Raw genomic sequence first — 21,584 nt, 5'->3', positions numbered from 1 at the left:
ATAGGAGAAGGCGACCGCGAGATCCCACGACACGCCGAGATTCGCCACGAGACGCCGCGAGTCGCCGCGAGTCCCTACGACGCGCCGAAACCGGCCGCCAGTTCGTCCCTCTGCGCCCGTACGAACCCCGCGTCCACCACCGCCCCGTGCCCCGGCACGTACACCGCGTCCTCCCCGCCCAGCGCCAGCAGCCGGTCCAGGGCCGCCGGCCAGTGCGAGAGGATCGCGTCCGGGCCCGCCTGCGGTTCGCCGGACTCCTCCACCAGGTCCCCGCAGAACACCACTTCCGGGTCCCCGGGGACGAACACCACGAGGTCATGGGCCGTGTGGCCCGGGCCCACGTTCGCCAGCAGCACCTGGACCCCGCCCAGGTCCAGCGTCCACTCGCCGGAGACCTGGTGGCGCGGGCGGACGAGTGCGTCCGCCGCCTCGGCCGCCTCCGCCGGATCCAGACCGTTGCGCACCGCGTCCGCGACCAGTTCCCCCCGTCCGTACGCGAGCACCCTGTCGATGCCCACCGCTCCGAACACCTCCGCGCCCGCGAACGCCGCCGCCCCGAGGACATGGTCGAAGTGCGGATGGGTGAGCGCGAGATGCGTCACACGCCGGTCCGCGCCGAGCGGCTCCAGCAGCCGCTCCGCCGCGCCGCGCAAGCGCGCGCCCTCGGCCAGGCTCGACCCGGCGTCGACCAGCAGCGCCGCGTCGTCCCCCACCACCAGCCCGGCCGTGCAGTCCCAGACCGGAAGCCTGGCCCGCCCCACGCGCGCGCCGAGCGCCTCCCACCCCGACCCTTCCCACAACACCGTCATACGGCGACGCTATCCGCAGGTGCCCCACCGGGCAGGACAGGCCGGTACAGGTCGGTACACCTTGGTACGGCAGCGGCGCCCGCCCTTGCCGGGTGTGTACCCGACAGCCGTACACTGGGCCGGGGAATGCTGGCACTCGCAAGTGCAGAGTGCCAGGGGAAGCGCCAAGGGGACATGACCGCTGGAGGTGTGCGCGATGCTCAGTGAACGCAGGCTCGAGGTGTTGCGCGCCATCGTCCAGGACTACGTCGGCACCGAAGAGCCTGTGGGTTCCAAGGCCCTCACGGAGCGGCACAACCTCGGCGTCTCCCCGGCCACCGTCCGCAACGACATGGCCGCGCTGGAGGACGAGGGCTACATCGCCCAGCCGCACACCAGCGCCGGACGCATTCCCACGGACAAGGGCTACCGCCTCTTCGTGGACAAGCTCGCGGCCGTGAAGCCGATGAGCCCGCCCGAGCGGCGCGCGATCCAGAACTTCCTGGAGGGCGCCGTCGACCTGGACGACGTGGTGGCGCGCACGGTGCGGTTGCTCGCACAGCTCACGCGGCAGGTCGCCGTGGTGCAGTACCCGTCGCTGACGCGTTCGACCGTGCGCCATGTGGAGCTGCTGTCGATGGCACCCGCGCGTGTGATGCTCGTGCTGATCACGGACACCGGCCGGGTCGAGCAGCGCATGATCGACTGCCCGGCGCCGTTCGGCGAGACGTCGCTCGCGGACCTGCGCGCGCGGCTCAACAGCCGGGTCGCCGGCCGCCGCTTCGCGGACGTCCCGCAGCTCGTGCAGGATCTGCCCGAGGCGTTCGAGGAGCCGGAGGACCGCAGCGTGGTCTCGACGGTGCTCGCCACGCTGCTGGAGACGCTCGTGGAGGAGACCGAGGAGCGGCTGATGATCGGCGGCACCGCGAACCTGACGCGCTTCGTGCATGACTTCCCTCTCACCATCCGCCCCGTCCTGGAGGCGCTGGAGGAGCAGGTCGTGCTCCTCAAGCTGCTGGGCGAGACGAAGGATCCGGCCATGCGGGTACGTATCGGCCATGAGAACGCGCACGAAGGACTCAACTCCACGTCCATCGTCTCCGTGGGCTACGGTTCGGGCGGCGAGGCAGTAGCGAAACTCGGCGTGGTCGGACCGACCCGCATGGATTACCCGGGAACGATGGGAGCGGTACGAGCGGTGGCACGGTACGTCGGACAGATCCTGGCGGAGTCGTAAGTGGCCACGGACTACTACGCCGTACTCGGCGTGCGCCGCGACGCGTCGCAGGAAGAGATCAAGAAGGCGTTCCGCCGGCTCGCCCGCGAGCTGCACCCGGACGTCAACCCCGATCCGAAGACGCAGGAGCGGTTCAAGGAGATCAACGCCGCGTACGAGGTGCTCTCGGACCCGCAGAAGAAGCAGGTCTACGACCTCGGCGGCGACCCGCTGTCCCAGTCGGGCGGCGCCGGCGCGGGCGGCTTCGGCGCGGGTGGCTTCGGAAACTTCTCCGACATCATGGACGCGTTCTTCGGTACGGCGTCGCAGCGCGGTCCGCGCTCGCGCACCCGCCGGGGCCAGGACGCGATGATCCGGCTCGAGGTCGAGCTGGACGAGGCGGCCTTCGGCACGACGAAGGACATCCAGGTCGACACGGCCGTCGTCTGCAACACCTGCAACGGCGAGGGCGCCGCGCCCGGTACGTCGGCGCAGACCTGTGACATGTGCCGTGGCCGCGGTGAGGTCTCGCAGGTCACGCGGTCCTTCCTGGGCCAGGTCATGACCTCCCGACCGTGCCCGCAGTGCCAGGGCTTCGGCACGATCGTCCCGAACCCGTGCCCGGAGTGCGCCGGTGACGGGCGGGTGCGCTCGCGCCGGACGCTCACCGTGAAGATCCCGGCCGGTGTCGACAACGGCACACGGATCCAGCTGGCGGGCGAGGGCGAGGTCGGCCCCGGCGGCGGTCCGGCCGGTGACCTCTACGTCGAGATCCACGAGCTGCCGCATTCGACCTTTCAGCGCCGCGGCGACGATCTGCACTGCACGGTCACCATCCCGATGACAGCGGCGGCCCTCGGCACGAAGGTGCCGCTGGAGACGCTGGACGGCCTCGAGGAGGTCGACATCCGTCCCGGTACGCAGTCCGGGCAGTCGATCCCGCTGCACAACCGCGGTGTCACGCATCTGCGCGGCGGTGGCCGGGGCGACCTGGTCGTCCACGTCGAGGTCCAGACGCCCACCAAGATGGATCCGGAGCAGGAGCGACTGCTGCGCGAACTGGCGAAGCTGCGCGGTGAGGAACGGCCACAAGGGCAGTTCCAGCCGGGGCAGCAGGGGTTGTTCTCGCGGTTGAAGGATGCGTTCAACGGGCGCTGAGTCCTTGGCCACCCAGGGGTGGAGGGCACCCGGCGCTGGTGCCACCGCCCCTGGGGGCTGCGCCCCCAGACCCCATCGGCCTGAACGGCCTCGTCCTCAAGCTCCCCCAAGCTCTTCGAGCAGGGGACGCCCAGACGGGCTGGTCGTTTCCCCCGGCGTATGCCACAGGACCGGTGGATTCGGACTTGTTCGAAGGGCGTGACAACATGCCGTCATGTCCTCCCTGACCGATCTCCTCCCGCACCCGATCGTGCAGGCCCCCATGGCCGGCGGCGTCTCCGTGCCGCAGCTCGCCGCCGCCGTGTCCGAGGCCGGTGGCCTGGGGTTCCTCGCGGCCGGGTACAAGACCGCCGACGGGATGTACCAGGAGATCAAGCAACTCCGCGGGCTGACCCACCGCCCCTTCGGCGTGAACGTCTTCATGCCGCAGCCGGACAGCGCGGACCCGGCCGCGGTCGAGGTCTACGCCAACCAGCTCGCCGGCGAGGCCACCTGGTACAAGGCCGAGCTCGGCGACCGCGACAGCGGCCGTGACGACGGCTACGACGCCAAACTCGCCGTCCTCCTCGACGACCCGGTCCCGGTGGTCTCCTTCCACTTCGGGGTCCCGGCCCCGGACGTCCTGGACTCCCTGCGTCGTCTGGGCACCCTCACCCTGGTCACCGCGACCACCGCCGAGGAGGCCGTCGCCGTGCAGGAGGCCGGCGCCGACGCGGTGATCGCACAGGGCGTCGAGGCCGGCGGCCACCAGGGCACCCACCGGGACAGTCACGAGAACGACGGCGCCGGCACAGGGCTGCTCTCGCTCCTCGCCCAGGTCCGCGAGACCGTGAGCATTCCGATCGTCGCCGCCGGAGGCATCATGCGCGGCAGCCAGATCGCCGCCGTCCTCGCCGCGGGCGCGAGCGCCGCCCAGCTCGGCACCGCGTTCCTCGCCACGCCCGAGTCCGGTGCCCACCCCGCGCACAAGCAGGCGCTGACCGATCCCCACTTCGTGCGCACCGAGCTGACCCGGGCGTTCTCCGGACGCCCGGCGCGCGGGCTGGTCAACCGGTTCATGCGCGAGCACGGCCCCTACGCGCCCGCCGCGTACCCCGAGATCCACCACCTCACCTCCCCCCTGCGCAAGGCGGCCGCCAAGGCCGGTGACGCGCAGGGCATGGCCCTGTGGGCGGGCCAGGGCCACCGCCTGGCGCGGGAGCTCCCCGCAGGCCGGCTGGTGGAGGTGCTGGTCGCGGAGGTTCAGGAGGCGGCGACAGCGTTGTCGACGGGAGGTGCCGGGCGATGACGGCGCCGGTGTTCGTGGTGGAGGACTTCCGGGCCGGTCCCGGAGGCCGGTACGTCCTGGACGGTCCCGAGGGACGCCACGCGGTGTCCGTGAAGCGGCTGGGCCCGGGGGAGACCGTCGTGCTGACCGACGGCGCCGGGCGGTGGGCGGAGTGCGAGGTCGTCGACACCGAGGGCAAGGACCGGTTGGTCGTCCACATGCACGGGGTGAACGAGGAGCCCGTGGAGTCTCCCCGTATCACCGTCGTCCAGGCCCTCCCCAAGGGCGACCGCGGTGAGCTGGCCGTGGAGACCATGACCGAGGTCGGCGTCGACGCGATCGTCCCCTGGCAGGCCTCCCGGTGCATCACCCAGTGGAAGGGCGACCGCGGGCTGAAGGCGCTCGGCAAGTGGCGGGCCACCGCCCGCGAGGCGGGCAAGCAGTCGCGCCGGGTGCGCTTCCCGGAGGTCGCGGACGCGGCGACCACCAAGCAGGTTGCCGCACTTCTCGCCAAAGCCGACTTCGCCGCCGTGCTCCACTCGGACTTCGAGTACGGCAGCGAGCCGCTCGCCACCGCCCAACTCCCCACCGAGGGAGAGATCGTGCTGGTCGTCGGGCCCGAAGGCGGCATCTCCTCCGAGGAGTTGGCGCTGTTCCGGGAAGCGGGTGCGAAGGCGTACGTCCTCGGGCGTAGTGTCCTTCGTACCTCGACCGCCGGCACCGCGGCAGCCGCGCTGCTGCTCGGCCGCACGGGCCGCTGGTCCTGACGCACGGATCTCCAACGGATCCGTCGAGCCACCGGGGGGAACGCCATGGAACTCGCCCAAGTTCGGCTGCTGGTGTCGGACTTCCCGGCCTGCTACCGCTTCTACGCCGACGTCCTCGTCCTCAAGCCGCAGTCGGGCGCGACCGACGGGCCGTACGAGAAGTTCAGCCCGGCCACCGGCTCCGCGGGCATCGCGCTGCAGGACCGGGCGATGATGGCCCAGGTCCTCGGCGAACTGGGCGACGAGGCCACGGGCCACCGCTCGCTGGTGGTGCTGCGCGTCGACGACCTGGACGCGTACTGCGCCGAGATCACCTCCCGCGGCGCGACCCTGCTGCAAGGCCCGGCCCCCATGACCGACCGTATGCGCGTCGCCCACCTCAAGGACCCGGAGGGCAATCTGGTGGAACTTCAGCAGTGGCTGCTGCTGCGCGGCTGACGGCGCGGGGAGGCTGACGGCGGGGCGCTCGCGTGACCGTATGCGCTCTACCGTCGCCGCCGCGGGAGTGGCACGCTGCCCTTCATGGGGGCATTGCGGCGCATTGGGCGAGGGCCCGGGTCACGACGGCTCGCCGCGGTCACCGGCCTCGCGGTGGTGACCGTGGGCGGAGCCGTGGCCTGCCAGCCCGGTGATCTCAGCTCCGCGTCGGTGGCTTACACCACGGACCAGACCGCCACCAAGGAGCTGGCGCGGCAGCATGTGAAGGTGCGCTGGCTGAGCTGCTCCGGCGACTACGGCAGCGGCCGGGCCGGGGCCGGCACGTCGGGCACGTCCCGCTCGGCGCCCTCGGCGAGCGAGACCGCCGTCGTCACCGTCGACTGCAAGGGGCAGACGGACGACGGCAAGGACATCACCGTCAAGGGCCGGGTCACCCGCGCCGTCGACGGCAGGTGCGTCCGCGGGGACCTCAGGGCCACCGTGGGCGGCAAGGAGTTGTTCCACGTCAGCGGCCTCGGCAACTGCCAGGGCAGCACGCCCAGCCCGCCCGTCGGCCACCCGACCGGCCCCGGGCAGCCCGGGCCCACGGTCACGGTCACCGTCACCAGGACCATCTGGTGCCAGGGCGACCCCACCTGCTGGCCGGTTCAGGGCAAGTGACGGACGCATGCGACCCAGGCAAGTGGGGAAGCCCCCTGTTCCGGGCCGCGCTCGCTGCTTAGGGTGACCTGGTGACTCAGTCCGCATCGCCCGCGTATCTCCGTTTCCCGCACCTGCACGGCGAGTTGGTCGCCTTCACCGCCGAGGACGACGTCTGGGTCGCCCCACTCGACGGCGGCCGCGCCTGGCGGGTCAGCGCCGACAACATACCCGTGAACCACCCCCGCATCTCCCCGGACGGCACGACCGTCGCCTGGACCTCCACCCGCGACGGCGCCCCCGAGGTGCACATCGCGCCGATCGACGGCGGACCCGCCAAGCGCCTCACGCACTGGGGAAGTTCGAAGACCCAGGTGCGCGGCTGGACCCCCGAGGGAGTCGTGCTCGCGCTCAGCACGGTCGGTCAGGCCTCGCTGCGCCGCACCTGGGCGCACGCCGTACCGCTCGACGGGGGACCGGCCACCACGCTGCCGTACGGGCCCGTGGGCGATGTCGCGTACGGGCCGCACATCGTGCTGCTGTCCGCCGGGGCGCGCGAGGCCGCCCTCTGGAAGCGGTACCGGGGCGGCACGGCCGGCAAGCTGTGGATCGACCGCGAGGGCAACGGCGAGTTCGTACGGCTGCACGAGGACCTGGACGGCAACATCGAGTACCCGTCGTGGGTGGGGGACCGTATCCTCTTCCTCTCCGACCACGAGGGCGTCGGGGCGCTGTACTCGTCGCTCGCCGACGGCTCCGACCTGCGGCGGCACACGCCCCTCGACGGTTTCTACGCCCGCCACGCGGCCACCGACGGCACCCGGGTCGTGTACTCCTCCGCCGGCCGGCTGTGGCTCCTCGACGACCTCGACGGCGCCGAGCCCAGGCCGCTCGACATCCGGCTCGGCGGGCAGCGCGTGGACCTCCAGCCGTACCCGGTCGACGCCTCCCGCTGGTTCGGGGCCGCCTCGCCCGACCACACCGGGCGCGGCAGCGCCGTCTCGGTGCGCGGCGCCGTCCACTGGGTGACCCACCGCTCGGGGCCCGCCCGCGCGCTCGCCGCCGAGCACGGCGTGCGCGCCCGGCTGCCGCACACCTTCCGCGCGGACGGCGAGGAGTGGGTGGTGTGGGTGACGGACGCGGAGGGCGACGACGCGCTGGAGTTCGCGCCCGCCACCGGCGTCGCCCCCGGCGCCGTCCCGCGACGGCTCGCCGCAGGTCAGCTCGGGCGGGTGCTGGGGCTCGCGGTGTCGCCCGACGGCAGCAAGGTCGCCGTCGCCGCGCACGACGGGCGGGTGCTGCTCGTCGAGCGGGACAGCGGCGAGGTGCGCGAGGTCGACCACAGCGAGGACGGCGAGGTGAGCGGGCTCGTCTTCTCACCCGACTCGACGTGGCTGGCCTGGTCGCACCCCGGGCCGCGCCCGCTGCGCCACCTGAAACTCGCCAACACGGCCGACCTGTCGGTGACCGAGGCGACCCCGCTGCGGTTCCGGGACTACGCGCCCGCGTTCACCCTCGACGGCAGGCATCTCGCGTTCCTCTCGGCGCGCTCCTTCGACCCGGTGTACGACGACCACGTCTTCGACCTCGCCTTCGTGGGCGGCTCCCGGCCGCACCTGATCACGCTCGCCGCGACCACCCCGTCCCCGTTCGGGCCGCAACGGCACGGCCGCCCCTTCGAGACGCCCGACAAGGACGAGACACCCGACAGCGAGGGCGCGCCGACCACCCGCGTCGACCTGGAGGGCCTCGCCGACCGGATCGTGCCGTTCCCGGTGGAGGCCGCGCGCTACTCGGGGCTGCGCGCCGCCAAGGACGGGGTGCTGTGGCTGCGGCACCCGGTGCGCGGCGTCCTCGGCGCCTCCCGCCCCACGCCCGACGATCCCGACCCCAGGAGCGAGCTGGAGCGGTACGACCTCGTCCAGCAGCGCATCGAGCACCTCGCCTCGGACGCCGACCACTTCTCGGTCACCGGGGACGGCAAGCGGGTGCTGCTGTGGACCGACGGCAAACTCAAGGTCGTCCCCAGCGACCGGCGCGCCCCGAACGACGACGACTCCGACGCGAACATCACCGTCGACCTGTCGCGCATCCGGCAGACCGTCGATCCGGCGGCCGAGTGGCGGCAGATGTTCGACGAGACCGGCCGGATCATGCGGGACAACTTCTGGCGGCCCGACCTGGGCGGCGTCGACTGGGACGGCGTACTGGACCGGTACCGGCCGGTGCTCGGGCGGGTCGCCACCCACGACGACCTGGTCGACCTGCTGTGGGAGGTGCAGGGCGAACTGGGCACCTCGCACGCGTACGTCCTTCCCCCCGGCTACGGCCCGGGCCAGGACCGGCGGCAGGGACTGCTCGGCGCCGACATCTCCCGGCACGCGGACGGCAGTTGGCGCGTCGACCGGGTGCTGCCCTCGGAGACCTCCGACCCCGACGCCCAGGCACCGCTGGCCGCACCCGGGGTGGCGATACGGGCCGGTGACGCGATCGTCGCGGTCGGCGGGCGGCCGGTGGATCCGGTGACCGGGCCCGGGCCGCTGCTGGTGGGGACGGCCGGCAAACCGGTGGAGCTGACGGTCTCGCCGGCGGGCGGGGGCGACCTGCGGTACGCCGTCGTCGTCCCGATCGCCGACGAGGAGCCGCTCAGGTACCACGCGTGGGTGGCGGACCGGCGGGCGTACGTGCACGAGAGGTCCGGCGGGCGGCTCGGGTATCTGCACGTTCCGGACATGCAGGCGCCCGGCTGGGCGCAGATCCACCGCGACCTGAGGGTCGAGGTCGCCCGGGAGGGGCTGATCGTGGACGTCCGGGAGAACCGGGGCGGCCACACCTCCCAGCTGGTCGTGGAGAAACTGGCCCGGCGGATCGTGGGCTGGGACCTGCCGCGCGGCCTACGGCCGTACAGCTATCCGGAGGACGCGCCGCGGGGACCTGTCGTCGCGGTCGCCAACGAGTTCTCCGGCTCGGACGGCGACATCGTCAACGCGGCCGTCAAGGCGCTCGGTATCGGCCCGGTGGTGGGGACGCGGACCTGGGGCGGCGTCATCGGGATCGACAGCAAGTACCGGCTGGTCGACGGCACGCTGGTGACCCAGCCCAAGTACGCCTTCTGGATGGAGGGGTACGGGTGGGAGGTGGAGAACCACGGCGTCGATCCCGACGTCGAGGTGGTCCAGGCCCCGCAGGACCACGCGGCGGGCCGCGACGCGCAGTTGGACGAGGCGATCCGCCTGGCACTGGCGGCACTGGAGGAACGCCCGGCGAAACAGCCCCCGGAGCTGCCGGCACTGTGATCCGCCGCCCCTCCCCGGAAGGGCAGGCGGTTGCTCTCACCCGCTCGGCCTTCCGGGGCGGGCGGGTGGAGAGTGCCGATAGCATGCCGTCGTAGTGATCAGTCCGTGTGAGGAGGCACGCATGGCGGGAGAACCGCAGGACGACTGCCTGTTCTGCAAGATCGTCGCGGGGCAGATCCCGGCGACGATCGTCCGGGAGACCGACACCACCGTCGCCTTCCAGGACATCAACCCCCAGGCGCCGACCCATGTGCTGGTCATCCCCCGGGTGCACCACCGGGACGTCGCCGCCCTCGCCGCCGCCGAACCGGCCATCACCGCCGACGTGCTCCGCGAGGCCGGCGAGGTGGCCGCGCAGGAGAAGCTCGACAGCTACCGCGTCGTCTTCAACACCGGCAGCGGCGCCGGCCAGACCGTCTGGCACGCGCACGCCCACGTCCTGGGCGGCCGCGGCCTGCAGTGGCCCCCCGGGTAAGGCGCCGTGTCCGTACGCGAACTGGTCGTCCTCGGCACCGCCAGCCAGGTCCCGACCCGGCAGCGCAACCACAACGGCTACCTGCTGCGCTGGGACGGCGAGGGCATCCTCTTCGACCCCGGCGAGGGCACCCAGCGGCAGATGCTGCGCGCCGGGGTCGCCGCCCACGACCTGCACCGGATCTGCGTCACGCACTTCCACGGCGACCACTCGCTGGGCCTCGCCGGCGTCATCCAGCGCATCAACCTCGACCAGGTGCCCCACGAGATCACCGCGCACTACCCGACCTCGGGCCGCCGGTTCTTCGAGCGGCTGCGCTATGCGACGGCGTACCGCGAGACCGTCTCCCTGACCGAGGCGCCGGTCGACGCGGACGGGCCCCTCGCCGTTACTCCCGCGTACACGCTGGAGGCCCGCCGGCTCTCCCACCCCGTCGAGTCCTACGGCTACCGGATCATCGAACCGGACGGGCGCCGCATGCTGCCCGAACGGCTCGCGGCGCACGGCATCAAGGGTCCCGACGTCGGGCGGATGCAGCGGGAGGGCTCCCTCGGGGGCGTGTCGCTGGAGGAGGTCAGCGAGGTGCGGCGCGGGCAGCGGTTCGCGTTCGTCATGGACACCCGGCTGTGCGACGGCGTCCACGCCCTCGCCGACGGATGCGACATGCTCGTCATCGAGTCGACCTTCCTGGACGAGGACGCCCGGCTCGCCGACGAGCACGGGCATCTGACGGCCGGACAGGCCGGACGTGTCGCCGTAGAAGCCGGGGTGCGCCATCTCGTCCTCACCCACTTCAGCCAGCGCTACACCGAGCCCGACGCATTCGAACGGCAGGCGCGTGCCGCGGGGTTCGAGGGAGAGCTGACCGTGGCGCACGACCTCATGCGGGTGCCGGTTCCGAAACGGCGGTAAAGCGCCCGTACGATGCTTCGATGCCCCTCCCGAAAGCTGAACTGCACCTGCACATCGAAGGCACTCTGGAGCCCGAGCTGGCCTTTGAGCTGGCCGCTCGCAACGGTGTGAAGCTGCCCTACGCCGACACCGGCGAACTGCGCGCGGCCTACGCCTTCGAGGACCTCCAGTCCTTCCTGAACCTGTACTACGAGCTGATGGCCGTCCTGCGCACCGAGCGGGACTTCGAGGACCTCGCGAACGCCTATCTCGCGCGCGCCGCCGCGCAGGGCGTGCGGCACGCCGAGATCTTCTTCGACCCGCAGGCCCACACCGCCCGCGGCGTGGACATGGGCACGGTGGTGGAGGGGCTGTGGCGCGCGCTCGGACGCAGCGAGCAGAACCACGGCGTCTCCACCCAGCTGATCATGTGCTTCCTGCGGGACGAGTCCGCCGAGTCGGCCATGGAGACGCTGGAAGCGGCGAGGCCGTACCTCGACCGGATCACCGGTGTCGGTCTCGACTCGGCCGAGGTCGGGCATCCGCCGGTCAAGTTCCGCGAGGTGTACGAGGCCGCCGCCGCCCTGGGCCTCAGGCGCGTCGCGCACGCCGGTGAGGAGGGGCCGCCGGAGTACATCACCGAGGCCCTCGACGTGCTCGGTGTCGAGCGCGTCGACCACGGGCTGCGCTGCATGGAGGACCCGGCGCTGGTCGAGCGGCTCGTGCGGGAGCGGATCCCGCTGACCCTGTGCCCCCTGTCGAACGTCCGCCTGCGCGCCGTCGACACCCTGGAGGACCACCCCCTGCCGGCCATGCTCGACGCCGGGCTGCTGTGCACCGTCAACTCCGACGACCCCGCCTACTTCGGCGGCTACGCCGGCGACAACTTCGACGCCGTCCGCGCGTCCCTGGGGCTCGGTGAGGAGCGGCTGCGCGAGCTGGCCCGCAACTCCTTCCTTGCGTCCTTCCTGGAGCACGACGAGGAGCGGCGGGCGCGCTACCTCGCCGAGGTGGACGCGTACGCGTTCTCGTAGGCGTCGGGTACGTCCACGACCGGTGCGCGGCCCCCGAGCTCTTCGAGCTGGGGGGACCGCCACCCACGGCGCACCGCGGCCGGCCGCAGCGTGCGGCCTCCGGTGCGCAGGGCGACCGCGGTCAGCGGGAACGCGATCGCGAGCAGCCCGGCGGCGAGGATCGCGCCCATCGCCGGGAACCCCGCCTGCGCGGACAGCACACTGCCGGTCAGGGGGCCCGCCGCCGTGCCGAGCGAGGACGCGGAGCCGACGAGGACGGCCCACCGGCCGCGCCCGTCGAGGGAGGCGGCGAGGCCGATCAGATACGACAGCACGATCGGGTAGAGCGTGTTCCAGGCGATCTCGCCGGTCGCGAAGGTGCCGAGCCCGGTGGCGGACGCGCTGACCGCGATGCAGCCGGCGATGAGCGCGGTGCCCGCGCCGATGGGCAGCGCACGGCCGATGCGCGGGCCGAGCGCCCCCGCGCCCATCACGCCGAGCAGCCCGGCGCCGAGCGCGACCGCGAAGACCGCGCCGACGGTGACCTCCGTGAGGTGCGCCTGGATGAGGCCGATGCGTCCGCTGACGCCCCACAGGGAGTTCTGGGCGAGGGACCAGCACAGGATGCCGGCGGCCAGGACCAGCCCGGAGCGCGGATGGGGGAGCCGGCCGCTCTCGCGGGTGGCCGTGGTGTCCTGGCCGTCGGAGGTGAGGCGAGCGGTCGCGGGCCACACCAGCAGCGCGGTGAGTGCGATCGCGGCGAGCGGCAGGCCGTGGCCCGGGCCGAGGTGGGGGACCGTCAGGTAGACGGCGCCCGCGAGCGCGGACACCCCGAGCAGGCCGAGTGTGGAGGCGCGGTGAGGGTCGGGCTGGGCGGCGATACCGGTGGCGGCGACCGTGGTGACCGTCCCCGACCCGAACCCGCCGACGACCGCCCCCGCGACGACCACGGGGATGCTGTGGCTCAGGGCGGCCGTGCCGTAGCCGACGGCGGCGCACAGGAGACCGGCGCGGGCGAGGCGGCGGGGGCCGATGCGCCGGACGTGCGCGGCGAGCAGGAAGCCGGCGGTGGCCGAACTCAGCAGCAGGGCACTGCCGATGGAGCCGGCCTCGGTGGCGGAGAGCGGAAGACCGGAGTCGAGCCTGCCGACGGTGGTGGGCAGCAGGTACGAGGCGAGGTACCCGGCCGTGAAAAGGGCGACGAGGGGCCAGGGCGGGGCGGTGCGGGAGGACACGGGCGTTCCAGGGCGTGCGAAAAGAGCGGCTCAGAAAGGGGGAGGGGCGCCGTCCGTCGAACGACAGGAACGTGCAGGGAATTTGTATCAAGCACGCGTTTCGAGAAGAAGCGCAGAGTGTGTGATGTGGGCCACTTTCGAGTTTGGTCCTGGTGGGGCCGGGTAGCAGCAGCCGCTCTCTTGGTCGTCGGCCGCTCTCAGCGCCAGTGCGGAGCGCCCGCACCGCCCACCGTGATGCCCTCGATCCTGGCCCGGACCTCCCGCATCACCGCGACGATCCGCTCCTCATGACCCGGCGTCAGCCGCGCCACCGGCACCGAGCAGCTGATCGCGTCCTGTGCCGGGGTGTCGTAGCGCAGGGCGAAGCCGAAGCCCGCGATGCCGACGACGCTCTCCTCCCGGTCGATGGAATAGCCCCGCTCGCGCGTGGCGGCGAGGTCCGTCAGCAGGGACTCCCGCGTCGTGTGCGTGTTGGCGGTCAGGGGCTCGAACGGTCCCTGCGGCACCGCATCGTCCGTCCGTTCCGCCAGCAGTGCCTTGCCGAGGGCGCCCGCGTGCGCGGGCAGCCGCCGGCCCACGCGGCTGATCGTGCGCAGGTATTCGTGCGACTCGCGCGTCGCCAGATACGCCACGTCCCTGCCGTCCAGCCGTCCCAGGTGGATCGTCTCGCCGAGCGCCTCCGACGCCTCGTCCAGGTAGGGGCGCACGATGCGGACGCGCGGGTCGGAGTCCAGGTAGCTCGTGCCCGTCAGCAGCGCGTGGATGCCGATGCCGTACAGCGAGCCGGTGACGTCCGTCCGCACCCAGCCCCGTGAGATCAGGGTCTGCAGCAGGGCGTACATCGAGCTGCGCGGTACGCCGAGCTCGTCCGCCAGCTCCTGCAGACGTGCCGGACGGTCGCCGCGCGCGGCGAGCACCTCCAGCAGTTCCACCGTGCGTGCGGCCGACTTGACCTCGCGGACGCCCCCTGTGTCGGACATGCGGCGATGGTAATGCGGCGGACGGTGCGGCACTCCGGTCGCGGTGCGGGACATTGACGGTCTGCGTTCGCCTACCTAACCTCCATCTTCATACGTGGATGACCAGGCAGGGAGATGAGACAGGGTGAGCGGCGGTTCGGACACGGAGGCCGTGGCACGGCGGCTGCGGGACGGTATGGCGCGCGGGATCCTGTCGTTCCCGCTCACGAGCTTCCACGACGACGGCTCCCTCGACCTCGAGGCCTTCCGCGCCCATGTCACTGCGCAGCTCGCCACCGGCCTCGGCGCCGTCTTCCCCGCCTGCGGCACCGGTGAGTTCTTCTCCCTGGACGAGAACGAGTACGGGCAGGTCGTCGCCGCGGCGGTGGAGGCCGCCGGAGGTGCCGTGCCCGTCGTCGCAGGCGTCGGATACGGCTGGGCGCAGGCCGTGCGGTTCGCGCGGATCGCCGAGGACGCGGGCGCCGACGCGCTGCTCGTCCTGCCGCACTACCTCGTCGCCGCCCCGCAGGACGGGCTGGTCTCCCAGCTCGAGCACATCGCCGCCCGCACCCGGCTGCCGCTGATCGCCTACCAGCGCGGTCAGGTCGCCTACGGCCTTCAGGCGTTCCGGCGCATCACCGAGATCCCCGGCGTCATCGGCCTCAAGGACGGCCACAGCGACCTCGACCGGCTGCAACGGCTCACCCTCGCCGCACCCGAGGGCTTCCTGTTCTTCAACGGCGCCGCCACCGCGGAGGTCCAGGCCCGCGCGTACGCCGCCGTGGGCGTCCCCGCCTACTCCTCTGCCGTCCATGCCTTCGCCCCGGAGATCGCGGGCGCCTTCTTCACCGCGCTGCGCGCCGGAGACGACGCCACGGTGGACAGGCTGCTGCGCGACTTCTACGTCCCGCTCGTCGACCTGCGCGACCGGGTGCCCGGATACGCCGTGTCGCTGGTCAAGGCCGCCGCCCGGCTGCGTGGCCGCCCCGTGGGGCCCGTGCGCGCCCCGCTCACCGAGCCGTCGGCCGCCGACCTGGCCGGCCTGAAGGACCTGCTGACCGCCGGACTCGACCTCGTAGGAGCCGCCCTGTGACCCGCGACCTGACCGTCTCCGAGGTACGGCTGACCCCGATCCTGGTCGCCGACCCTCCCCTGCTGAACACCCAGGGCGTCCACCAGCCGTACACGCCCCGGCTGATCGTCGAGGTGGTGACGGCCGACGGGACCAGCGGCGTCGGCGAGACCTACGGCGACACCAAGTACCTGGAACTCGCCCGGCCCCTCGCCGGCAAGCTGGTCGGCCGTCAGGTGTCCGACCTGAACGGCCTCTTCGCGGTCGCCGAGGACGTGGCCGTCGACGGCTCCCGGGCCTCCGACCGGCTCGACGTCGGCGGGCTGCGCGGCGTCCAGACCAGCGACAAGCTACGCCTGTCCGTCCTCTCCGCCTTCGAGGTCGCCTGCCTCGACGCGCTCGGCAAGGCGCTCGGCCTCCCCGTGCACGCGCTGCTCGGCGGCAAACTGCGCGACGAGGTCGAGTACAGCGCCTACCTGTTCTACAAGTACGCCGCTCACCCGGAGGGCGTGGCGGGCGAGCAGGACGACTGGGGTGCCGCGCTCGACCCGGCGGGAGTCGTCGCCCAGGCGCGGAGGTTCAAGGAGCGGTACGGCTTCACGTCCTTCAAGCTCAAGGGCGGAGTCTTCCCGCCGGATCAGGAGATCGCCGCGATCCGCGCGCTCGCCGAGGAGTTCCCCGGGCATCCGCTGCGCCTGGACCCCAACGGTGCCTGGTCGGTGGAGACCTCGGTGAAGGTGGCCGAGGAACTGCGCGACGTGCTCGAGTACCTGGAGGACCCGGCCCTCGGCACACCCGCCATGGCCGAGGTCGCCGCGCGATTGAAAGGGGCGGAGCGATGGGGGTCCCCCCAGGCGTTCAGCTCTGGGGGAGCCTCGGACAAGGGTGGTGGTGGGCGACGGGCGGGAGTGCCGCTCGCCACCAACATGTGCGTGACCACGTTCGACGAGATCAAGGAGGCGTTCACGCAGGGCGCCGTGCAGGTGGTGCTCTCCGACCACCACTACTGGGGCGGGCTGCGCAACACGCGCGAACTGGCCGCGATCTGCCGCGCGTTCGGTGTCGGGGTGTCCATGCACTCCAACACGCACCTCGGCATCTCGCTGGCCGCGATGACCCATGTCGCCTCCACCGTGCCGGGCCTGCACCACGCCTGTGACACCCACTACCCCTGGCAGTCCGAGGACGTCATCACCGAGCGCATCGCCTTCACCGGCGGCCGGGTCGCCGTACCCGACGCGCCCGGGCTCGGCGTCACGCTGGACCGTGAACGGCTGGCCGCGCTGCACGAGCGCTGGCTCGCCGACGACGGCGGCCTGCGCGACCGCGACGACGCGGCGGCGATGCGGGTCGCGGACCCGGGGTGGGTGACGCCGACGGTGCCCCGCTGGTAGCGGGCCGCGAACCTGGCGGACGCGGGGCGCGCGCCCGCTGGTAGCCGACCGCCGACCGCCGACCTGGGCGGGCGCGGGCGACCGGCCCGCCCGGAGGGACGCTTGGTGCACACTGGCTGGATCAGCACCACGCCAGGGAGCGCACCGTGACCGCGTCCATCGGAGAGGGACCACACCGCAACCACGCCCACGTCGACCCCCTTGCCGCGCTGCGCGCGCCCGGCGACCCGCCCTGGGACGTCTACCTCACGGGGACCGTCTTCCTCGACATCATCTTCACCGGCCTCGACTCCGCCCCGGTGCGCGGCACCGAGTCTTGGGCGCGGGGCATGGGGTCGAGCCCAGGCGGCGTCGCCAACATGGCCACCGCGCTGGCCCGCCTCGGCCTGCGGACGTGCCTGGCGGCGGCCTTCGGTGACGACCACTACGGCGAGTACTGCTGGGACGAGTTGAAGGAGGGCGAGGGCATCGACCTCTCGCCGTCCCGCAAAGTCTCCGGCTGGCACTCCCCGGTGACCGTCTCCATGGCCTACGAGGGCGAGCGCACCATGGTCTCCCACGGCCACGAGCCGCCGCCGGAGGAGCCCGCCCCGGACTGCCCGCCACGCGCCCGGGCCGCGGTCGCCTCGCTGACGCCGGGCAGACGTGAGCCCTGGATCGCGGAGGCCGCGAAGCAGGGCACACGGATCTTCGCCGACGTCGGCTGGGACGAGACCGGGGCGTGGGACCCGGCGGCGCTGGCCGACCTCGAACACTGCGAGGCGTTCCTGCCGAACGCCGAGGAGGCCATGCGGTACACGCGCACGGACTGCCCGCGCGCCGCCGCGCACGCGCTCACCGAGTACGTGCCGCTGGCCGTGGTCACCCTCGGCGCGGAGGGGGCGTACGCCGTGGACGGGCGCACCGGGGAGAGCGCGCGCGTGCCCGCGATCGCGGTGGAGGCGCTGGATCCCACCGGGGCGGGTGACGTCTTCGTGGCGGGTTTTGTGGCCGGCACGCTGGCGGAGTGGCCGCTGGCCGACCGTCTCGCCTTCGCCGGTCTGACGGCGGCGCTGTCCGTCCAGGAGTTCGGCGGCTCGCTCTCGGCGCCCGACTGGTCGGAGATCGGGGCGTGGTGGCGCAAGGTCCAGTCCTACGAGAACCAGGACCCGGCGGCCCTGACCCGCTACGCGTTCCTGGAGGGTCTGGTCCCGGAGGAGAGCATCGAAGCGTGGCCGCGCCGCCGCGCCGTCCCGACGATCGGCTTCCGCCGACCGGGGTGACGCTCGCGGGCGGGCGCCGCGGGTTGTTTCGCCCCCGCCGCCCCTACCCTTCCCGTCCCTGGGGGCCGCGCCCCCGAACGGGGTCTGGGGCGAAGCCGCAGCGGGGTGCAGGGGACGCTGTCCCGGCCGGGGTCGAAGGGGCGGAGCGCCGTGAGGGGTGCAGGGGCGAAGCCGCAGCGGGGTCGAAGGGGCGGAGCCCCTGCAGGGCGGGAAGGGTAGGGGCGGTGGGGGCGGAAACCTCTCAGAAGCCCAGGCGGCGCAGCTGCTTCGGGTCCCGTTGCCAGTCCTTCGCCACCTTCACGTGGAGGTCCAGGAACACCGGCGTCCCCAGCAGCGCCTCGATGTGCTTGCGGGACTTGATGCCGACCTCCTTCAGCCGCTTGCCCTTGGGCCCGATGATGATCCCCTTCTGGCTCGGCCGCTCGATGTAGACGTTCGCATGGATGTCCAGCAGCGGCTTGTCGGCCGGCCGGTCCTCGCGCGGCAGCATCTCCTCCACCACCACCGCGATCGAGTGCGGCAGCTCGTCCCGGACGCCCTCCAGCGCCGCCTCACGGATCAGCTCCGCCACCATGACCTGCTCCGGCTCGTCCGTCAGATCGCCCTCGGGGTACAGCGCCGGCCCCTCCGGCAGCAGCGGGATCAGCAGGTCCGCCAGCAGGTCCACCTGCTTGTTCGCGGTCGCCGACACCGGGACGATCTCCGCCCACTCGATCCCCAGCTCCTTGCCCAGCTGGTCGATCGCGATGAGCTGCTCGGCCAGGGCCTTGGAGTCCACCAGGTCCGTCTTCGTGACGATCGCGACCTTCGGGGTCTTCCTGATCCCCGCCAGTTCCTTCGCGATGAAGCGGTCCCCGGGGCCGATCTTCTGGTCGCCGGGCAGGCAGAAGCCGATCACGTCGACCTCCGCCCACGTCGTGCGCACCACGTCGTTCAGGCGCTCGCCCAGCAGTGTGCGCGGCTTGTGCAGACCCGGCGTGTCCACCAGGATCAGCTGCGCGTCCGGTCGGTGCACGATGCCCCGCACCGTGTGCCGCGTCGTCTGCGGCCGGTTCGAGGTGATCGCCACCTTCTGCCCGACCAGAGCGTTCGTCAGGGTGGACTTGCCCGCGTTGGGACGGCCCACGAAACAGGCGAAGCCCGCCCGATGGACGGCCTCGGTGGGCTCGGATGGCTGGGTGCGCACGCTCATGGCGCCCATTCTCCCTGATCCACGGAGCCCCGCCGCACGCCCGGCCGCGCCCCGGCCCCGCGAGCGCTCCGGTGAGCTTCCGGAAACCTTCGCGCAACACGAAACGTCACGGAAACACACCTGTACGCAACAGGAAACGAGCACCGGTGACCCTCGGACGAGCCCCCGCACCGTAGGAGAGCCCGTGACCCTGGCCGCGTCCCACCTCAGTACCGGCGACACCGCCTGGCTGCTCGCCGCCACCGCACTCGTACTGCTGATGACCCCCGGCCTCGCCCTCTTCTACGGCGGCATGGTGCGCACGAAAAGCGTGCTCAACATGCTGATGATGAGCTTCGTGTCGATCGCCCTGGTCACGGTCGTCTGGCTGGCCTGCGGTTACTCCCTCGCCTTCGGCGACGACGAGTTCGCCGGTCTGATCGGCGGGCTGGAGCACACCGGTATGGCGGGCCTCGGTCCGGACAGCGTGCACGGCACCGTGCCCACCCTCCTCTTCGCCACCTTCCAGCTCACCTTCGCGATCATCACCGCCGCCTTGATCAGCGGCGCGATCGCGGACCGCGCCAAGTTCGGCGCCTGGCTGGTCTTCGTGCCGGTCTGGGCCCTGCTCGTATACGTTCCCGTCACCCACTGGGTGTGGGGTCCGGGTGGTTGGATCCTGGACAAGCTCGGCGCCCTCGACTTCGCGGGCGGCCTGCCCGTCGAGATCACCTCCGGCGCGTCCGGGCTGGCGCTGTGCATCGTCCTCGGCCCGCGTCTGGGCTTCAAGAAGGACGCCATGCGTCCCCACAACCTGCCCATGGTGGTGCTCGGCGCCGGTCTGCTGTGGTTCGGCTGGTTCGGTTTCAACGCCGGTTCGGCCCTCGGAGCGAACGGCCTCGCCGCGGCCGCCTTCCTCAACACCCTCACCGCCGGCTGCACCGGCCTGCTCGGCTGGCTCTTCGTCGAGCAGAAGCGCGACGGCCACCCCACCACTCTGGGCGCGGCGTCCGGCGCGGTCGCGGGCCTGGTCGCCATCACCCCGTCCTGCGGCACGGTGTCCCTGCTCGGCGCGCTGGTCGTCGGCCTCGCCGCCGGCGTCGTCTGCTCGTACGCGGTCAGCTGGAAGTTCAAGCTGAACTACGACGACTCGCTCGACGTCGTCGGCGTCCACCTGGTCGGCGGCGTCATCGGCACCCTCCTCATCGGCCTGTTCGCGGTGAAGGAGATGACCGGTGGGGCCGAGGGCCTCCTCTACGGCGGCGGGATCGCCCAGCTCGGCAAGCAGCTCCTCGCGGTGGTCGTCGTGGCGCTGTACGCCTTCGCCGTGACGTACGGCATCGGCAAGCTGATCGACAAGACGATGGGCTTCCGCGCGAGCGAGGAGCAGGAGCACACCGGACTGGACCTTACGGTGCACGCCGAGACCGCTTACGATCACGGGGTCCTGGGCCACGGCGCCCCGGTCGCCCACTCCGTCCCCGCAACCACCCAGAAGGTCACGACCCAGGCATGAAGCTCATCACCGCGATCGTCAAGCCGTTCCGCCTCGACGCGGTCAAGACGGCCCTGCAGGAACTCGGCGTGCACGGCCTGACCGTGACCGAGGCCAGCGGCTACGGCCGCCAGCGCGGCCACACCGAGGTGTACCGGGGGGCCGAGTACCGGGTCGACCTCGTGCCCAAGGTCCGGATCGAGGTCGTGGTCGAGGACGCGGACGCCGACGCCGTCATCGACGCGATCGTGAAGGCCGCGCAGACGGGGAAGATCGGAGACGGGAAGGTCTGGGCGCTGCCGGTCGAGACGGTCGTACGGGTACGGACGGGCGAGCGCGGCCCCGACGCGCTCTGACCGCCGACGCTCCCGCCACGACCCCCGCGACGAACACGGCCACGGACCGTCAGTTTCCTCCGCTCGACCGTGCACGGGCCCTCAGCCCGCGGTCACCGTGACGCGGACCGTCCCGTCCGGCCCGGCCACCAGCACAGGCGTCTGAGGCCCGCCGAGGTCCCGTACGGCCGCACGGTCCTCCGCGGACGCGTCCTCGGCTTCCGTGACGACCGCCGCCGCCTCCAGCGACTTCGCGCCCGAAGCCACCGCCATGGCCACCGCCGTCTGCAGGGCACTCAGCTTCAGCGACTCGAGGGCGACGGTCCCGGCGACGTACGTCCGTCCGGTCTCGTCCCGTACCGCGGCCCCCTCGGGCACGCCGTTGCGGGCCCGCGCGGAACGGGCCAGGGTGACGATCTTGCGGTTCTCGGGGTCGAGGGCATTGCTGTCGGCCATGCCACGAGCATACGGAGAGCGGCCGAGGCCATCCCACAACGGGGTACCGCCGAAGTCGTCCCGCAACGGGGTACCGCCGAAGTCGTCCCGCGACGGAACAACGCCGAGGTCATCCCGCCACGGGGTACATCGCCCCGCGCCTGCCCTGCGGCGAGGCCAGCCACTCCAGCTTCGCCGTGGTGTTCGCCTCCTCCAGCGGGGTGTGGAGCACGATCGTCAGGTCGGGCCGCGCCGGTACCTTCAGCGCCGTCGACTCC

General features: G+C 72.4%; 20 protein-coding genes and 1 pseudogene. 15 read left to right on the top strand and 6 right to left on the bottom strand.

From position 1 onward, the window contains the following. Positions 1 to 74: 74 nt before the first annotated feature. Positions 75 to 809 (bottom strand): MBL fold metallo-hydrolase, encoded by a 735-nt coding sequence (locus AB0N14_RS05825; protein WP_366024459.1) that lies wholly within the window; start codon positions 807 to 809, stop codon positions 75 to 77. A 196-nt stretch (positions 810 to 1,005) separates the two neighbouring features. Between AB0N14_RS05825 and hrcA the strand changes: the two genes are divergently transcribed. The 10 genes from hrcA (at position 1,006) to AB0N14_RS05775 (ending at position 11,969) form a co-directional block, all read left to right on the top strand. Next, positions 1,006 to 2,025, top strand: coding sequence for a heat-inducible transcriptional repressor HrcA (gene hrcA / locus AB0N14_RS05820; RefSeq protein WP_366024458.1), 1,020 nt, complete (start codon positions 1,006 to 1,008; stop codon positions 2,023 to 2,025). Next, positions 2,026 to 3,162: a molecular chaperone DnaJ gene (gene dnaJ, locus AB0N14_RS05815; RefSeq protein WP_366024457.1), complete on the top strand. Its 1,137-nt coding sequence runs from the start codon at positions 2,026 to 2,028 to the stop codon at positions 3,160 to 3,162. A gap of 214 nt (positions 3,163 to 3,376) precedes the next feature. Continuing rightward, positions 3,377 to 4,450, top strand: a complete 1,074-nt coding sequence (locus AB0N14_RS05810; protein WP_366024456.1) for a nitronate monooxygenase — start codon at positions 3,377 to 3,379, stop codon at positions 4,448 to 4,450. Further along, a complete protein-coding gene (locus AB0N14_RS05805; protein WP_366024455.1) occupies positions 4,447 to 5,196 on the top strand; it encodes a 16S rRNA (uracil(1498)-N(3))-methyltransferase in 750 nt (249 codons plus the stop codon). Before AB0N14_RS05810 ends, AB0N14_RS05805 begins: the two co-directional genes overlap by 4 nt. Positions 5,197 to 5,241: 45 nt before the next feature. Then, a complete protein-coding gene (locus tag AB0N14_RS05800) occupies positions 5,242 to 5,634 on the top strand; it encodes a VOC family protein (protein WP_366024454.1) in 393 nt (130 codons plus the stop codon). An 84-nt stretch (positions 5,635 to 5,718) separates the two neighbouring features. Then, positions 5,719 to 6,294, top strand: a complete 576-nt coding sequence (locus AB0N14_RS05795; RefSeq protein WP_366024453.1) for a hypothetical protein — start codon at positions 5,719 to 5,721, stop codon at positions 6,292 to 6,294. A gap of 71 nt (positions 6,295 to 6,365) precedes the next feature. Further along, positions 6,366 to 9,569 carry a S41 family peptidase gene (locus AB0N14_RS05790; RefSeq protein WP_366024452.1) on the top strand — a complete coding sequence of 1,068 codons (3,204 nt, stop codon included), beginning with the start codon at positions 6,366 to 6,368 and terminating at the stop codon, positions 9,567 to 9,569. Positions 9,570 to 9,690: 121 nt separating this feature from the next. Then, positions 9,691 to 10,044: a histidine triad nucleotide-binding protein gene (locus tag AB0N14_RS05785; RefSeq protein ID WP_263229837.1), complete on the top strand. Its 354-nt coding sequence runs from the start codon at positions 9,691 to 9,693 to the stop codon at positions 10,042 to 10,044. Between the two features lie 6 nt (positions 10,045 to 10,050). Next, a complete protein-coding gene (locus tag AB0N14_RS05780; RefSeq protein ID WP_366024451.1) occupies positions 10,051 to 10,956 on the top strand; it encodes a ribonuclease Z in 906 nt (301 codons plus the stop codon). A gap of 20 nt (positions 10,957 to 10,976) precedes the next feature. Next, positions 10,977 to 11,969 (top strand): adenosine deaminase, encoded by a 993-nt coding sequence (locus AB0N14_RS05775; protein WP_366024450.1) that lies wholly within the window; start codon positions 10,977 to 10,979, stop codon positions 11,967 to 11,969. Here AB0N14_RS05775 and AB0N14_RS05770 read toward each other — a convergent pair. Then, a complete protein-coding gene (locus AB0N14_RS05770; RefSeq protein WP_366024449.1) occupies positions 11,933 to 13,183 on the bottom strand; it encodes an MFS transporter in 1,251 nt (416 codons plus the stop codon). The two genes, AB0N14_RS05775 and AB0N14_RS05770, sit on opposite strands and share 37 nt — an antisense overlap. Before the next feature lie 197 nt (positions 13,184 to 13,380). Beyond that, on the bottom strand, positions 13,381 to 14,163 hold the full coding sequence (locus AB0N14_RS05765; protein WP_366024448.1) for an IclR family transcriptional regulator: 783 nt from the start codon (positions 14,161 to 14,163) through the stop codon (positions 13,381 to 13,383). Positions 14,164 to 14,338: 175 nt separating this feature from the next. Here AB0N14_RS05765 and AB0N14_RS05760 point away from each other — a divergent pair, with 175 nt between their 5' ends. From AB0N14_RS05760 to AB0N14_RS05750, 3 genes are all read left to right on the top strand, one after another. Continuing rightward, on the top strand, positions 14,339 to 15,235 hold the full coding sequence (locus AB0N14_RS05760; RefSeq protein WP_366024607.1) for a 5-dehydro-4-deoxyglucarate dehydratase: 897 nt from the start codon (positions 14,339 to 14,341) through the stop codon (positions 15,233 to 15,235). Beyond that, complete coding sequence (locus AB0N14_RS05755; RefSeq protein ID WP_366024447.1) at positions 15,232 to 16,608, top strand: glucarate dehydratase family protein; 1,377 nt, start codon at positions 15,232 to 15,234, stop codon at positions 16,606 to 16,608. The genes AB0N14_RS05760 and AB0N14_RS05755 overlap by 4 nt, the downstream gene beginning before the upstream one ends. A gap of 146 nt (positions 16,609 to 16,754) precedes the next feature. Next, on the top strand, positions 16,755 to 17,870 hold the full coding sequence (locus AB0N14_RS05750; RefSeq protein WP_366024446.1) for a PfkB family carbohydrate kinase: 1,116 nt from the start codon (positions 16,755 to 16,757) through the stop codon (positions 17,868 to 17,870). A gap of 241 nt (positions 17,871 to 18,111) precedes the next feature. On the opposite strand, the gene era is transcribed toward AB0N14_RS05750, so the two are convergent. Beyond that, complete coding sequence (gene era, locus AB0N14_RS05745) at positions 18,112 to 19,062, bottom strand: GTPase Era (protein WP_366024445.1); 951 nt, start codon at positions 19,060 to 19,062, stop codon at positions 18,112 to 18,114. Between the two features lie 184 nt (positions 19,063 to 19,246). On the opposite strand from era, the gene AB0N14_RS05740 reads away from it, so the two are divergent. Beyond that, positions 19,247 to 20,557, top strand: coding sequence for an ammonium transporter (locus AB0N14_RS05740; RefSeq protein WP_366024444.1), 1,311 nt, complete (start codon positions 19,247 to 19,249; stop codon positions 20,555 to 20,557). Further along, positions 20,554 to 20,892, top strand: a complete 339-nt coding sequence (locus tag AB0N14_RS05735; RefSeq protein ID WP_200417310.1) for a P-II family nitrogen regulator — start codon at positions 20,554 to 20,556, stop codon at positions 20,890 to 20,892. The genes AB0N14_RS05740 and AB0N14_RS05735 overlap by 4 nt, the downstream gene beginning before the upstream one ends. Before the next feature lie 81 nt (positions 20,893 to 20,973). Here the strand turns inward: AB0N14_RS05735 and AB0N14_RS05730 are convergent, their stop codons facing one another. After that, entirely contained in the window at positions 20,974 to 21,327 is a 354-nt protein-coding gene (locus AB0N14_RS05730) for a cytidine deaminase (protein WP_366024443.1), read from the bottom strand. Between the two features lie 109 nt (positions 21,328 to 21,436). After that, a pseudogene (locus AB0N14_RS05725) lies at positions 21,437 to 21,583 on the bottom strand (XRE family transcriptional regulator); the annotation flags it as partial. Between the last annotated feature and the right edge of the window lies 1 nt (position 21,584).

Source organism: Streptomyces sp. NPDC051104, assembly GCF_040682835.1.
Taxonomy (GTDB): domain Bacteria; phylum Actinomycetota; class Actinomycetes; order Streptomycetales; family Streptomycetaceae; genus Streptomyces; species Streptomyces cynarae.
The sequence above is the reverse complement of the archived record's forward strand: the minus strand, read 5'-3'. Positions and strand labels throughout refer to the sequence as shown.